The sequence below is a fragment of the Bacillus sp. RC240 genome, assembly GCF_044907945.1.
Lineage (GTDB): Bacteria > Bacillota > Bacilli > Bacillales > Bacillaceae_G > Bacillus_A > Bacillus_A mycoides.
Genome location: NZ_JBIYCT010000008.1, coordinates 93,157 through 106,579, shown reverse-complemented (window position 1 = coordinate 106,579; position 13,423 = coordinate 93,157). Strand labels below are relative to the sequence as shown.

The 13,423-nt window shown below is 35.5% G+C and carries 15 protein-coding genes and 1 other annotated feature; of the genes, 4 read left to right on the top strand and 11 right to left on the bottom strand.

The features are described 5' to 3' along the window. The first annotated feature begins 182 nt into the window (after nucleotides 1-182). Nucleotides 183-941 carry a TrmB family transcriptional regulator gene (locus tag ABH955_RS22210; protein WP_016121009.1) on the top strand — a complete coding sequence of 253 codons (759 nt, stop codon included), beginning with the start codon at nucleotides 183-185 and terminating at the stop codon, nucleotides 939-941. Between the two features lie 180 nt (nucleotides 942-1,121). On the opposite strand, the gene ABH955_RS22205 is transcribed toward ABH955_RS22210, so the two are convergent. The 3 genes from ABH955_RS22205 to ABH955_RS22195 all read right to left on the bottom strand — a co-directional run bounded on the left by ABH955_RS22205 (nucleotide 1,122) and on the right by ABH955_RS22195 (nucleotide 3,976). Then, the gene (locus ABH955_RS22205) at nucleotides 1,122-1,289 is read right to left on the bottom strand and encodes a hypothetical protein (protein ID WP_215554642.1); all 168 of its coding nucleotides are present in this window, start codon (nucleotides 1,287-1,289) and stop codon (nucleotides 1,122-1,124) included. Between the two features lie 77 nt (nucleotides 1,290-1,366). Beyond that, nucleotides 1,367-2,551 carry an MFS transporter gene (locus ABH955_RS22200; RefSeq protein ID WP_404491678.1) on the bottom strand — a complete coding sequence of 395 codons (1,185 nt, stop codon included), beginning with the start codon at nucleotides 2,549-2,551 and terminating at the stop codon, nucleotides 1,367-1,369. A gap of 111 nt (nucleotides 2,552-2,662) precedes the next feature. Continuing rightward, a complete protein-coding gene (locus tag ABH955_RS22195; protein WP_002015963.1) occupies nucleotides 2,663-3,976 on the bottom strand; it encodes an APC family permease in 1,314 nt (437 codons plus the stop codon). A gap of 65 nt (nucleotides 3,977-4,041) precedes the next feature. After that, nucleotides 4,042-4,278 (bottom strand) — a binding site (T-box leader). 165 nt (nucleotides 4,279-4,443) lie between these two features. Between ABH955_RS22195 and ABH955_RS22190 the strand changes: the two genes are divergently transcribed. Beyond that, the gene (locus ABH955_RS22190; protein ID WP_404454474.1) at nucleotides 4,444-4,671 is read left to right on the top strand and encodes a hypothetical protein; all 228 of its coding nucleotides are present in this window, start codon (nucleotides 4,444-4,446) and stop codon (nucleotides 4,669-4,671) included. An 86-nt stretch (nucleotides 4,672-4,757) separates the two neighbouring features. On the opposite strand, the gene ABH955_RS22185 is transcribed toward ABH955_RS22190, so the two are convergent. From ABH955_RS22185 to ABH955_RS22175, 3 genes are all read right to left on the bottom strand, one after another. Beyond that, nucleotides 4,758-5,723, bottom strand: a complete 966-nt coding sequence (locus ABH955_RS22185; protein WP_404491677.1) for a hypothetical protein — start codon at nucleotides 5,721-5,723, stop codon at nucleotides 4,758-4,760. Between the two features lie 129 nt (nucleotides 5,724-5,852). Beyond that, nucleotides 5,853-6,635, bottom strand: coding sequence for a membrane protein insertase YidC (locus ABH955_RS22180; protein WP_404491676.1), 783 nt, complete (start codon nucleotides 6,633-6,635; stop codon nucleotides 5,853-5,855). Between the two features lie 28 nt (nucleotides 6,636-6,663). Continuing rightward, nucleotides 6,664-6,948 (bottom strand): hypothetical protein, encoded by a 285-nt coding sequence (locus ABH955_RS22175; RefSeq protein ID WP_002015967.1) that lies wholly within the window; start codon nucleotides 6,946-6,948, stop codon nucleotides 6,664-6,666. 275 nt (nucleotides 6,949-7,223) lie between these two features. Between ABH955_RS22175 and ABH955_RS22170 the strand changes: the two genes are divergently transcribed. Together ABH955_RS22170 and ABH955_RS22165 are read left to right on the top strand one after the other, a co-directional pair. Continuing rightward, nucleotides 7,224-8,117: a YitT family protein gene (locus ABH955_RS22170; protein ID WP_000530031.1), complete on the top strand. Its 894-nt coding sequence runs from the start codon at nucleotides 7,224-7,226 to the stop codon at nucleotides 8,115-8,117. 341 nt (nucleotides 8,118-8,458) lie between these two features. After that, entirely contained in the window at nucleotides 8,459-8,845 is a 387-nt protein-coding gene (locus ABH955_RS22165; protein ID WP_002015968.1) for a DUF3938 domain-containing protein, read from the top strand. Between the two features lie 31 nt (nucleotides 8,846-8,876). On the opposite strand, the gene ABH955_RS22160 is transcribed toward ABH955_RS22165, so the two are convergent. The 5 genes from ABH955_RS22160 to ABH955_RS22140 are packed head-to-tail and all read right to left on the bottom strand — an operon-like array spanning nucleotide 8,877 to nucleotide 13,348. Then, nucleotides 8,877-10,322 (bottom strand): sensor histidine kinase, encoded by a 1,446-nt coding sequence (locus ABH955_RS22160; protein ID WP_404454903.1) that lies wholly within the window; start codon nucleotides 10,320-10,322, stop codon nucleotides 8,877-8,879. Beyond that, nucleotides 10,322-11,011 carry a response regulator transcription factor gene (locus ABH955_RS22155; RefSeq protein WP_404454480.1) on the bottom strand — a complete coding sequence of 230 codons (690 nt, stop codon included), beginning with the start codon at nucleotides 11,009-11,011 and terminating at the stop codon, nucleotides 10,322-10,324. The genes ABH955_RS22160 and ABH955_RS22155 overlap by 1 nt, the downstream gene beginning before the upstream one ends. A gap of 12 nt (nucleotides 11,012-11,023) precedes the next feature. After that, entirely contained in the window at nucleotides 11,024-11,794 is a 771-nt protein-coding gene (locus ABH955_RS22150) for an ABC transporter permease (RefSeq protein ID WP_404454483.1), read from the bottom strand. A 10-nt stretch (nucleotides 11,795-11,804) separates the two neighbouring features. Further along, nucleotides 11,805-12,623, bottom strand: a complete 819-nt coding sequence (locus ABH955_RS22145) for an ABC-2 transporter permease (RefSeq protein WP_404491675.1) — start codon at nucleotides 12,621-12,623, stop codon at nucleotides 11,805-11,807. Continuing rightward, nucleotides 12,620-13,348, bottom strand: a complete 729-nt coding sequence (locus ABH955_RS22140; RefSeq protein WP_404454489.1) for an ABC transporter ATP-binding protein — start codon at nucleotides 13,346-13,348, stop codon at nucleotides 12,620-12,622. Before ABH955_RS22140 ends, ABH955_RS22145 begins: the two co-directional genes overlap by 4 nt. Nucleotides 13,349-13,423: the final 75 nt, after the last annotated feature.

Here is a 13,423-nt window from a genome sequence, read left to right as displayed (position 1 = left end):
AATTTAATCGCATTAATCACTATATTAAGTATAATAGATAAATCAGAAAGCTCAATCCATATAGTTTAAAAAATTGAAATTTATTCTCATTTCAATCAACTTACTTGTTATCTCAACACTTGTGTAAAAACAAATAGTTCATTATCCTTAAACTATATAATCTCATTCGTTCGGAGGGAACTATGCTACAAAAATTCGGTTTCTCACAATATGAAAGCCAAGCTTATGAAGTTGTCGTATCAAGCAATGACCCATTAGATGCAACAACTATCGTTAAACATTCAGGTGTTCCAAAAGCAAAAATATACGAAGTGTTAGCACGACTAATTGATAAAGGGATGGTAATGGATTCTGTTTCTGAAAAGAAAAAATTGTATACAGCATTGCCACTCAAGCTAGCAATTGAAAAGTTAACGACAGAATTCCAATCTAATATTAAAGAACTTGAAAATAATATTTCTAAAAAATCATTTACAGATGACCGCGTTTGGAGTTTAAAAATGCAGTCTTCTATTAAAGTACAAAGTAGGCAACTTATAGAGGATGCGAAAGAATCCATACGCATCTCCGCATGGAACGATACCCTTTTAGAATATCTTCCTTTACTAGAACAAAAAGAAAAACAAGGCGTCCAAGTCGAGTCCCTCATAGTTGGAAAAGTGGAAACTGACTTAGAAAACATGCATTTTTTAATCCCAGCTCAAGAACCCAACGCATTAGAGCGTTATTTACTACTCATCGTTGACGATCGTGAAATTTTATTTGCTGGTGTAGAGCAAGAATCATGGCAAGCGATGAAAACAATGTCACAACCTTTCGTGAAGTTCTTTACGGAGTTCTTCTATCATGATGTTGCACTTGCGAAGATTACAGAGAAGCACCATGATCTCTTTATGCAGGATGAGGAAATTAAGGAATTGTTGATGAAGTTGAGGTATTAACAAATCCCAAAATCGATTCTACCATTTGAATAGATAATATAATTTCCCATACAAAAAGAGCTGTACCAAACGGAGTTTTACATACTCATTTGGTACAGCTCTTTTCTACGCTTTCGCTAATTCAATTTTATGTAGTTGGTTTTTCGGATGGTTTTGATTTGTAAATACAGAACGTTCATTTTACGATTTTTTTTGCTCCTTTATCTCCATCAAAAGCTCAATAATCTTCTCATTTTGCTCTACTTGTTTCTCAGAATTTTGATAGATGAAACGAATCCATCTAAATACAAAAACAATCACAAATAAAGGAAGTACCGTGAATATAAAACCAATAATTGAATAATCCATATACTATCACCTCGCTATATACTCCCTTCTCCATTTCTCTACTAACCCCTGCAATTTTTTACACAAAAAAGAACCTATCAAATGATAGATTCTTCTTTCGTAAGCTGATTCGAGCGTCCTCTCGTAATAGAGAAAATCGCACAAAGCAGTGCCAATATAATGAAAACGCCGCCTACCCAAGCGTTATATATAACAGATGATTTCTCAATAACAACTCCGCCCACTGTTGAGCCAAGTGCAATTCCTAAATGAAGTGCAGAGTTATTTAAACCTTGCTGAATACCAGCTGATTCTGGCGCAATTTCAATTAAATAGTTTTGCTGTGCTGGCGAAATTGCCCAGCTCAGCATACTCCAAATCCCCATCATAATAATGAAAAGCGGGAATGAGAATGTCATCATCGGCAACATAAAGATTGCACATGCAAATACGATAATGATGGAAATAATACTTTTCTTCGATCCCCATTTATCAGCAAGCCAGCCGCCAAGGCCACCTCCAAGTACCGCTGCAATTCCGAAAATGAAGTAAAACACACTAATCCAATTTGCTTCAACATGCATCACATCTTTTAAAAACGGTGTTAAATATGCGTATAGCGTTAAATGTCCTGTTAAAAATAAAAATGATGTTAACTGTGCACTTACAATTTTTTTATCCTTTAACGTAGCAATTTGTTCTCTTATTGATAATACCGATGTCGCTGGTACTTTCGTTAAGAATAATGAAATACAAGCAATCGCCATAACCGTTAATATTGAAATTAATACAAATGGTGCACGCCATCCATATGCATTTCCGAGCACAAGACCTAGCGGTACTCCAAGTACGAGTGATCCACTAATACCCATGAAAATGATTCCAATTGCACGCGCACGAAAATGCGGCTCTACTACACTAGAAGCAAGTGTTACCGATAGTGCAATAATAAGCGATCCACTCGCTGCACAAATTACCCTCGAGAACATTAACATCTCGTAATTCACACTAAATGCCGAAATGATATTTCCAATTAAGAAAATTGATAATGCCACAACATACAATTTCTTTCTTTCAAACTTGCCTGTTAATGCTAATAAAACTGGCCCTGATAGAGCGAATACTACTGAAAATATTGTAATAAGCTGACCAGCTGCACTAATCGACACACCTAAATCATTAGCAACTAAATCAAGCGTTCCTCCTATAATTAGCTCAACCGTTCCGACTACGAAAGCCGCAATAGCTAAAATATATACACGAAAATTCAAGCCTTTCCCCACACTTTCTCTTTTGGTTACTACCATTATAGTAACCAAAAGAGAAAGTGGACGCAAGTACAAATTTTTTTACAACAAAAAAAGCAGGCGTATAATACGCCTGCCCTTCAATCATTAAACTCCAGTTTCTTTCTTCTTATTTAAGTACCAATACACCGGAAGTCCAGTAAATACAATTCCAATTGATAAGAAGCAGCTTACCGGATCGTTAATAATTGCACTTCCAAGTACAAACAACGATCCTAAAATCGCAACGATTGGTACAATCGGGAATAACGGTACACTGTATGCACGCTCTTTATTCTTGTTACGTTTTCTTAAGATGAAGACACCTATAAATGTCATTACATAGAAAATATAAATAATGAATACGGAAATCTCGGATAGCTTATTCGGATCACTAATAATCATTAAAATAATTCCTAATATGATTTCAACAGTAATCGCATTCGCTGGTGTTTTAAATCTCGAATTTTCTTTTGCAATAAACTTAGAAAACGGAAGGTGTCCACGCTCTGCCATCGACATCGGAATACGTGGGAATGTTAAAATCTTTCCATTTAAACAACCGAAAATAGAAATGATAATACCGATACTAATAATTTTCCCGCCATATTCTCCAAGTAACATTCCCGCAGCTGTCGCCGTTGCGTTTTCTCCAAGGGCTACAATTTTCGCTGCTGGTAATACATTTAGTAACGCTAAGTTAATTAATACGTAAGCAGCTGTTACAATTAAAATCCCAACTGTCATTGCCTTCGGTAATAACTTTGTTGGATTCTTCATTTCTCCGCCAATAGAAGCAAGCAAAATCCAGCCATCATAGGCAAATAAAGTTGCTAAAATTGCCATCCCGATACTTTGATTTTCTGATATCGGTACAACTACGTTGAAGATATCACTATTCCCTTTCCAAAACCCTAGCACAACAATTAATATAATTGGAATCATCTTCCCAACTGTCGTAACCGTTTGGACGATGCCCCCATATTTTGTTCCCAAACTATTTATAACGCCTAGGAACACAACTGTTCCAATTGCGATTGGTAAATTCCAGACTTTATCTAAATAGAAAAAATTGATCATTAAAGAACTAAAATACAAACCTAACGTTCCAATAATAGCTGGTCCATAAACAATTGTTTGCATCCAGCCAGATAAATACCCCCAAAAACTTCCGTAAATCTCCTCTAAATACGTATACAACCCACCATTTTTCGGAATTTGCGCTCCAATTTCGGCTACTGTTAAACCACTTGCTAACGTCAACAGACCACCAATTACCCAAGCAAGAATAGCCATATTAGAACTCCCTGAGTAATCTAATACGCTCCCTGGTTTCATAAACACACCAGACCCAATAATAGTTCCTACTACGATAGAGAGTGCTACTGTTAAACCAATTTTGTTTTTCTCATCATGATGCATGCTGCGTATCCTCCTTCCAATTCTAGTGTGATGCAAAAATGAAATAAAAAAACACTCCTCCCTAAAAAAGGGACGAGTGTTGTATTCGTGGTTCCACCCTTGTTTCAATTAGTAAAGTGACACACTTCACCAATTTCTCAAGTCTAAATAACGGTTTTTGCCGGCATGCAATTACTAGATATCCGTTCACTGCTGCAGTTCAGAGGTGGTAATCGATTTTCCCGTATTAGGAAGCTCACAGCCAAAGGCCTCCCTCTCTGATAATCGTAAAAAACTGATCATATCCTCATCATCACTTCTTGATGTCGAATTTTGTAGTTGTTTCCCATTATATTGAATTGTTAGAAAAAATCAATATATTTTTTATATAACATAAGAAATATTTCTCTTCTTATATTATAACAGAAGTTACCATTTTTCTCTAATTCCCTAAAAATGGTATAATCCATGTAGGAGGTGTACTAATAATGATTGCTATTTTTTGTATCATCGCTACTGTTCTTTCTTTTATATTCGCTATCATGTATCGATATAAGTATCCTGGTTATAGCATTTTAGCGGTAGCTATTATACCAGCTGCTTCCTTCTACGTATTAGGTAAATACCAATATACTGAAGTGTTTATCGGTTTTGCAATCTTCTACTGCACCTTTGGATACATACTAACAATGAAAAGAATTTTATTGAATCATTAAAAGGGACCGATTTCTGCTTACAGAAATCGGTCCTCGCATGCATCATATCCCTCGGTTGCCCACACGAAAGATACGACATAGTTCAATTATTTATCTTCATTTTTCATAAAAAATTTATGATTTGGAAGATCCACATTTAAATCTGCTAATTGTTTCTTTTCCTTTTCTAGAATCGCTTTCGCTTTTTCTTTTGTCGCCTCATCTAAGTTTGCAAAGATGTCTTCATGCTTCCCTTTCTCTGGAAGATTCACACCTAGTTTTGTCAATTCTTCTTTCGCTTGCTCGCGAGTTAATTTCCCGGACTTTTCTTGCTCAAAAATGGACTTCGCTTTTTCTTTTGTCGCCTCATCTAGATTCGCGAACATATCACCGTGCTTCCCTTTCTCTGGGAATTTCACACCTAGTTCTTTCAACTTCGCTTTCGCTTGCTCACGAGTTAGTGTTCCAGACTTTTCTTGCTTCAAAATTGCTTCCGCCTTTTCTTTTGTCGCCTCATCTAAATCCGCGAATATGTCACCATGCTTCCCTTTCTCTGGAAGCGTTACGCCTAATTCTTTCAATTTCTCTTTCACTTGCTCATGCGTTAATGCTCCGGACTTCCCTTGCTCAAAAATGGACTTCGCTTTTTCTTTTGTCGCCTCATCTAAATTCGCGAATATATCTTTGTGCTTACCTTTCTCTGGGAATTTCACGCCTAGCTTTGTTAATTCCTCATTTGCTTGTTCGCGAGTTAATTTCCCGGATTTTTCTTGCTCTAGAATCGACTTTGCTTTTTCTTTCGCCTGATCATCTAGTCCTGCAAACATTTCCTTGTGCTTACCCTTCTCTGGGAATTTCACACCTAATCCCTCTAACTGTTTCTTTGTATCATCCATAATCGTTTTTACTTTTTGTTTTGTTGCTTCATCTAAATTCTTCTTCGCAGTTCCTTTTGTAACTTGCTCAGCTGCTGGAGTATTAGTTGCCGCAAACGCTGGTATACCAGCTCCTCCTATAATTCCAAATGATAAAGCACCTGCAATTGCTAAATATCCAACTGTTTTCTTCTTCATAGGAAATTTCCTCCTTCATATTTCTAAAGCATGTACACTTTCGTATACAATGCCAATAGTAATGTTGGTTTCTTAAAATTTCCTTAACGATTTAAATAAAAAACACCGCTCATCACGAGCGGCGTTTATCTAAGCTTTTTGTAATTGTAATTCTTCACGTTCCATTACTTTTCTTAATACAATTGTTTGTGTCATTGTAAATAAGTTACCTGTAATCCAATATAGCACAAGTCCTGATGGCGCCGCAAATCCCATAAATAGAATCATTGCAGGCATCATAATTTGCTGTATTTTCAGCATTTGAGCTTGTTCTCCAGGCGTTACATTTGATTGGAACACCTTCATTTGAATAAATGTTGTTAACGCTGCGATAATCGGTAATATATGATATGGATCTGCATGTCCTAGGTTCACCCATAAAAATGAAGATGTACGAATCTCTTCAGTTCGGCTAATCGCATAATACAAAGCAGAGAAAATCGGCATTTGTATAAAGATTGGCCAGCACCCAGCTAACGGATTCCAACCGCCTGATTTCATTAGTTCTGACATTTCTTTTTGATACTGCTTTTGTTTTTCAAGATCTTTACCCACATCACCGTATTTCTGTTTCAGCTTCTGTAATTCAGGTTGCATTTTTTTCATTTTCGCTTGGCTACGATATTGTGAAACAGCTAATGGAATCATTGCTGAACGAATAACGAGCGTCATGATAATGATGGCAATCCCGAAGCTAGCACCAGGTATATGATGAGCAACAAATTGAATCATAAATGAGATTGGATATACGAAATAATGGTTCCAAATTCCCGTACTATGTGAATCAATTGTACCTGCATTACTGCAGCCAGATAAAATAAAAACAAGTAATAATGATAAACTAATGAGCCTAGCTCGGTATGATTTTAACATGTTCATTCCTCCAATGTTTCGTAATTAATTAGCGAAACATTGGTGTATACGGACCTACCTCGTCACTCTCTCCACTCGATTCTTGTCTGCGGACAGAACGAATCATTCCATATTTATAAAAAATAGAAAATAGCGGTACATTTCTTGTACCCTCTTCACACGTATCTACTAGTTTAAAAGCTCTCTGTCTACCGCTCGATGCTTGCTGACGCACAAAGCGAGAAACGTTAGCAAGAAAAAAGACTTCTAATACACAAAGCGCTGTCGTTACAAACGATATATATAGAATTGCATCCTGCAATAAAAATTCCATCGCTTCACATCCTTAATAAAGTCATTTTAGCATATTCAGCAAACATTCTCTATTTCCTTTTGTTCTCAAAAGTTTTTTTTGCATATTTTCTCAAAAAATTATGCTAGAAAACCAATGTATTCGCTTTCTTTAGTATATTCACACGTATCTTTGAATAGGTTTAATTTGTTAGAAATTTATAAAATTTTTGCATTATAATAAAACTATTGCCAGTTTTTGAAAAAAGCTTTATTCTCTTCTTGTAATCAAAAATGAATATGGAGATGAAACATACTATGGGTCAACTAGGAGACGCCGATTACGTTCCCGACACCGCCTTTTTATCCTTCCCAGCAGCTAAAACATTTCATTTAGAATTTATCATACAGTTAGTTGTTATTTTTATAGCTTCTATTTTGTATGCAATTTCTATGAATATGTTTTTTATCCCGCATAATATGATTAGCGGTGGGTTCGCTGGTGTAGGGATGATTATCGGTTATTTAATGCACTACAATATCGGAGCACTTATCTTTTTACTAAACATTCCGCTTCTTATTTTAAGTCACTTTTACTTAGGAAAGAAGACAACCTTTTTAACGGCATACTTTGTGGCTGTATCATCTTTAGCGATGAACATTATCCCAGTACACCAAGTTTCAGATGATATTTTGCTGTCTTCTGTATTCGGTGGTGTCATCTGCGGTGCTGCCTCAGGAATCATATTCCGATTTGCTTCTTCAACAGGTGGTTTTGATGTTGTTGGATTGATTGTAGCGAAACATCGCGATGTTTCAATTGGAGCAATCATCTTTGGATTCAACTTAATCTTACTTGTTGCAGCAGGATTTATTTTCGGATGGGATATTACGCTTTATACGTTAATTAGTCGGTTTGTAGTCAGCAAAGTAATTGATGCCGTGCATACAAAACATATTAAATTAACGATAATGACAATTACAGAAAAAGGTGAGGAAATAAAAAGCTCACTATTACATCACGGCATACGTGGCGTAACAATGGTAGATGCTGTCGGCGGCTATACAAACCATAAGAAAAAAATGATTTACACTGTCGTAACTCGCTACGAGTTGGGCGAAATGAAACGTATTATCCGCCAAGTGGATAATAAAGCATTTATGAACATTACTGAAACAGTTGAAATTGTCGGCCGTTTCAAACGTATATAAAAAAGCGCAAGGAACTACAATTCCTTGCGCTTTTTATTTTTTACACTTATTACAAAATCAGATAATTCTATTATTGTATCACTAAATGTGTTATAATAAAACTAGACTAACAAAAAAGAGTATATAGACTTGGAAGTTTCTCTTATTTTTATAAGCAAAAAGAAACGAGCAGTCGGGTATATTTCAGACACCATACACGTAACGGTTTAAAAAAAACCGATCATCTTAGTTATTCTTCACTGATCTTTTTATAAAAGATACGTACAACTAAAATTCACTTCAATATACTATACCTACCTTTTTGACTTCCAAATCATCTTATTACATAAGGAGATGAACATATGAATCAATATATACGATACACACTAGCTGTCCTATTTGCCATCGTCGGCGGCGTGATCTGTTTCTGGACAAACACAGAGCTTGGAGAGAATATCATTTTTAATGGAATCGAAACCCTTGTAAGCGCTTCAATTTTAGGCGGATACATTTTCTTCCTCTTCAATCCAGAAGAAAATGCTCAAAAAACAATGTTATTAACAATGATCGGAATCGTTGGTGGATGTATTTCCTACTCAATGACAAACTATACATTACCACTTCAATTAAGCTCAGCTTTCTTCCATGGTCTATGGACTTGGTTTATCGCATTCTGCCTAGCAGACGTATTCAACCTATTACAAGACCACGAAGAAGAAAATGGTCAACAAATTGAAAGTAACTCTTAAGCTGGAAGATACTCTTCCAGCTTTTTTATTTTTACTGACTACTTTTGGATACCCCACCCGGAATTCGAAATGAAACATGTGCCCCACCTCGCACCTTGCTATTTTCTACCTGTATTATGCCGCCATGCTTCTCAACAATTGTCTTGGCAATATATAACCCGAGCCCAAAATGCTCCTTGCTTCCTGAACGCGACTGATCTCCCTGATAAAAACGCTGCAATACTTTCTTCAAATCCCCTTCTTGAAAACCAAGTCCTGAATCATATACATGAAACTCTATTGCGCCATGCCAAGCACATACTTTAACAAGCATCTTCCCTGACACCGGCGTAAACCGAACTGCATTCATCACGATATTATCCATTACTTGACTGATCCGCTCTTGATCAAATACTAAGTTTTGTACACCCTCATTATTTTCAAAGGTAACGTCCCACTCAATCTCTTTTTTCCTAGCTATACATTCATATTCTTCTAGTTTTTTAAGAAAGAATGGGGTTATATGCACTTTATTTAAACGTAATTGAAACGAGAAACTTTCTAACTCATTTACTGTTTGGAACTCCTCAAGAAGTTTTGTCATTCTGTTTGTATTTCGTTCAATCGTTTGTAAATACCGATGTAACAAGTCTTCATTTTTCCATAAGCCACTTTGCAAACCTTCTGTATGACCTTGTACAATCGTTAGCGGCGTTTTCAAATCATGAGAAATAGCTCTAATATATTCTCTTCTTTCTTCTTCTAACTCCCATTGCCGTGATAAACTTGTTGCTAATGCTGCGCGCATATTTTCAAACGAACCGACTAACTCACCAATTTCATTTTTCGCGTTGTATTCTAAATGAAAATCTAAATCCTGCTCTTGAATTCTTTTTGAAGCCTCTGATAATTCAGCGAGTGGTTTCTTTATTCTTTTTCCCATTCGGTTTGAAACAATATAAGATAAAATTGTAATGTATATAAAGGGCGAAGCTAAAAATAAGATTACAAACAAGGAGTCAACTGCCGAAGCAGTAGACATTGTCAAATGATAATTAAGTCCTATCGCTCCCCGTAGCTCCCCAGTCTTATCAACTAAAGGCAGATATGTCGTAACTTCAGTATCATCTTCTTCCTCATGAATATTCGTATTAATAACACTCAAAATTGGTCTCTCATTTGTTATTAACTTCTTTTTATATGTACCATAAGAAATATCTCCTTGCCTATTAACAATTTGATATTTAATTCCCTCTTTAGGGATAATTTTCTCTAATTCATTTCGCTCTTTTTCATTTAACAATAGGGCTCCTTTATCTTTTACATATTCTTTTATCATAGGAATTTTTTGTTCATAATAATTTGCAGGAAATACTTTTCCACTCTTCGTTAGCCAATACCAACCACTAGCTGCCGTTAAAACTGTCAGTATTAAACTACCAATTAAAACTATTAAAAAGCCAATTACTAGCTGTTGTTTAATCCTTAACCTTTGCATCAATTCTGTACACTCCACTTATATCCAATTCCCCACACAGTTTGAATATATGTATATTGTCTATCATATACACTAAGCTTTGTTCTAATTTTCTTTATATGCTCAACTACAGTAGAGACATCACTTTCACTATCATATCCCCAAATCTTTTCAAACATCTGCCCTTTCGTCAAAACTTGGCCAGCATGAAGTGCTAACATTTTCACAACTTCATACTCCTTTTTTGTAAAGTGAATTTTTTCTTTACCTAATAGTATTTCATAACTCTGCAAATCTATTACTAAATCGCCATAACGCAGTAAATTCTTTTGCCCCATCATTTGCAATTCTGTCGTACGGCGCAAATTAGCAACAATTCTAGCTTTCAACTCTTTTAAACTAAACGGCTTATTAATATAATCGTCTCCACCAATCAATAAACCTTCTATACGAGACCGTTCACTACTATCCGCACTTAAAAATAATATAGGGCATGCATAAGACTCTCTCATCTTCTCGCACACTTTAAATCCATTCATATCAGGCAACATAACATCTAAAATAATGAGATCCACGCTACTATCTAATTTTTTCAAAGCCTCTTCACCACTTAATGCACTTCTTACTTCATAGCCTTCCATGGCAAGACTGTCTTCAATAAATGTAAGAATATCTGGCTCATCGTCTACAAGTAGTATTTTGTCCGCCACAGTAAGTCCCTCCTAATTAAATACATCTTTTTTACACCAACTAAACATAGCCGCTATCGCACATCCTCCTAAAATTGTACCATTTATTAGGTAAAATATGACTTTCTCCTCACTTAATATTCTTAAAATTGATTCACTTCCCATTACAAAATAACTTATTTCTTCATTCACATACAAACCAGCTACTAGTAAACCAACTATCACAAAATATATAATGATAGCATTTTGAAACCAAAGGCTTACAAAGCTACTCAACATGATTAAAGCACTTGCGATAAACCATAATATTAAATAATATTTCACGGTATATAAAATAGAGGCACCCGTCCCATAAATGACTTGTTTATCCAAAAAGATCGTCTCCTCTGCATGCCTTATAAAAAATGTTCCATATATATAACTCTCAATCAATGCCAGTAACAAAAATAAACTTACGATACTCATTTGAGTCATCCATTTTGCCAATAATAATTCCCACCTACTTACCGGACGGATCATGACAAGACGATATGCGCCAGATGAAATTTCACTATTAAAGCTATCAATAAATAAGATTGGAAAAATTAATAAGAATAGAGTAAAATACCATTCTCTTGTAACTGCAACAGGAAAATTTAAATTACTTAAGATTGCTTCCGTCCCTTTTGTATCGTAAATAGCAACTCCAAAAGTATGAACCCATACACTGTGTAAAATAAGTAGCAGTACAAAAATAACAATTAATACTTTCGTCTTCTTTCTATCAAAAATCCGTTCAAATTCACTTATAAGTATTTGTCTCATTCTTCACACCTCACACAAAATTATCTTTTTTTCCTATCCAATAAACTGTTACAGCATTACAAATAACAATGTATATAAGTAAAATTACAGATCCAAAAAGAATCATTCTTGAACTACCAGATAAAGATATAGCAATTCCTTCATGTTGTAATTTAATTAAAGAAGAATAATTAATATAAAGAAAAGCCGGTGATTTCCCTATCACTAACGCCATGGCTGGGTATCCAAAAGAAAATACAATAAATCCCATACCAAGTAGTGTTGCACTTGTTGTCGATTTACTTACAACCGCTAGCATAATTAATATGCTAGCCATCGCTATTAAAGTAAGATAAGCAATTCCATAATAAGAAATACAGTATAAGAAAACGCCAAGTGCATTCATTTTTTCCGTGAAATAAAACAAAAGAATACTTGGTTCATGCTCAAAGAAAATATAGCCAATACAATAACTACAAATAAAATAGACACCTATAAATAGCAAACTTACTGCTAATATCGTAATTATTTTCGCAATAAGAACCTCAGAATACGTGTATGACCTTTGTATTACCATCCGAATTTGACCGCTATGATACTCTTGAGCAAACACAAGGACAATCAAAACGAGTAAAACAAGATTACATATACTCATAAGCATTTCAGATAATGCAAGTACGGGGAATGAATTCGCATATGTATAATCAACTGCTGTCCTTTCTACCTCTTGATTATGTTTCAAATAGTACTTCGCAGCCCCAAGTAACATCACCGGTATCATCAAAAAACAAAGCCATGTTACTTTCTTTGCCCAAAGCCGTCCCCATTCAGAACGTACTAACATCGTCATGAGCTCATCATCTCCACGAAAATATCTTCTAATTCTTTATCACTTCCTTGTAACTCTTCCGTCGTTCCACGCCATATTAGTGACCCTTCTCGAATCATGACCCAGGAATTACACATAAGCTCCAACTCACGAATTAAATGACTAGAAATGAAAAAAGTAATTCCCTTCTCACGCTGTAAGTCGAGTACAATTTTACGAAGTTGCTTAATTCCAACTGGATCTAATCCATTAGACGGTTCATCCAAGATGATAAACTCTGGGTCCCCAAGAAGTGCCTGCGCAATTCCTAAACGCTGCTTCATTCCTAACGAATACGTACCAACTTTATCGTCAGCGCGATTTTCTAAACCGACGATTTCTAATACTTGCTGCACTTTTTTTTCAAGAACTTCTCCACCAGTATGTAACGTAATCCTACCTAGGTTGCGTAGATTTTTTCGCCCTGACATATAAGGAAAGAAAATTGGTGCTTCTACAATTGCACCTACATGCTGAAGAGCTTCTTTCCGATTTTTTTGTACGCTAATGCCATTAATTAAGATTTCCCCTTCATTCGGTCGAATTAACCCCATAATCGTTCGAATCAGAGTCGTCTTCCCTGAACCATTCGGCCCAACAAAACCACAAATTTCATTTTTATAAACAGAAAAAGACATGTGACTTAACAACGTTCTTCCCTTCACTCTTTTCGTCACATCTCTTACTTCTAAAACCTCTTTTTTCATTCTTATCGCCTCCTTGCTACTAGAATAGACGGTAAAAATAAACATTTTATAAACAAATAAAAAGAAGTTACCCCC

Bases quoted from the DNA above. Each gene is read 5' to 3' on its own strand.
- ABH955_RS22145 (WP_404491675.1), bottom strand. From the start codon at position 12,623: ATGACGATGTTAGTACGTTCTGAATGGGGACGGCTTTGGGCAAAGAAA.
- ABH955_RS22195 (WP_002015963.1), bottom strand. From the start codon at position 3,976: ATGCATCATGATGAGAAAAACAAAATTGGTTTAACAGTAGCACTCTCT.
- ABH955_RS22150 (WP_404454483.1), bottom strand. From the start codon at position 11,794: ATGAGACAAATACTTATAAGTGAATTTGAACGGATTTTTGATAGAAAG.
- ABH955_RS22210 (WP_016121009.1), top strand. From the start codon at position 183: ATGCTACAAAAATTCGGTTTCTCACAATATGAAAGCCAAGCTTATGAA.
- ABH955_RS22180 (WP_404491676.1), bottom strand. From the start codon at position 6,635: ATGTTAAAATCATACCGAGCTAGGCTCATTAGTTTATCATTATTACTT.
- ABH955_RS22175 (WP_002015967.1), bottom strand. From the start codon at position 6,948: ATGGAATTTTTATTGCAGGATGCAATTCTATATATATCGTTTGTAACG.
- ABH955_RS22185 (WP_404491677.1), bottom strand. From the start codon at position 5,723: ATGAAGAAGAAAACAGTTGGATATTTAGCAATTGCAGGTGCTTTATCA.
- ABH955_RS22165 (WP_002015968.1), top strand. From the start codon at position 8,459: ATGAATCAATATATACGATACACACTAGCTGTCCTATTTGCCATCGTC.
- ABH955_RS22170 (WP_000530031.1), top strand. From the start codon at position 7,224: ATGGGTCAACTAGGAGACGCCGATTACGTTCCCGACACCGCCTTTTTA.
- ABH955_RS22140 (WP_404454489.1), bottom strand. From the start codon at position 13,348: ATGAAAAAAGAGGTTTTAGAAGTAAGAGATGTGACGAAAAGAGTGAAG.
- ABH955_RS22190 (WP_404454474.1), top strand. From the start codon at position 4,444: ATGATTGCTATTTTTTGTATCATCGCTACTGTTCTTTCTTTTATATTC.
- ABH955_RS22205 (WP_215554642.1), bottom strand. From the start codon at position 1,289: ATGGATTATTCAATTATTGGTTTTATATTCACGGTACTTCCTTTATTT.
- ABH955_RS22160 (WP_404454903.1), bottom strand. From the start codon at position 10,322: ATGCAAAGGTTAAGGATTAAACAACAGCTAGTAATTGGCTTTTTAATA.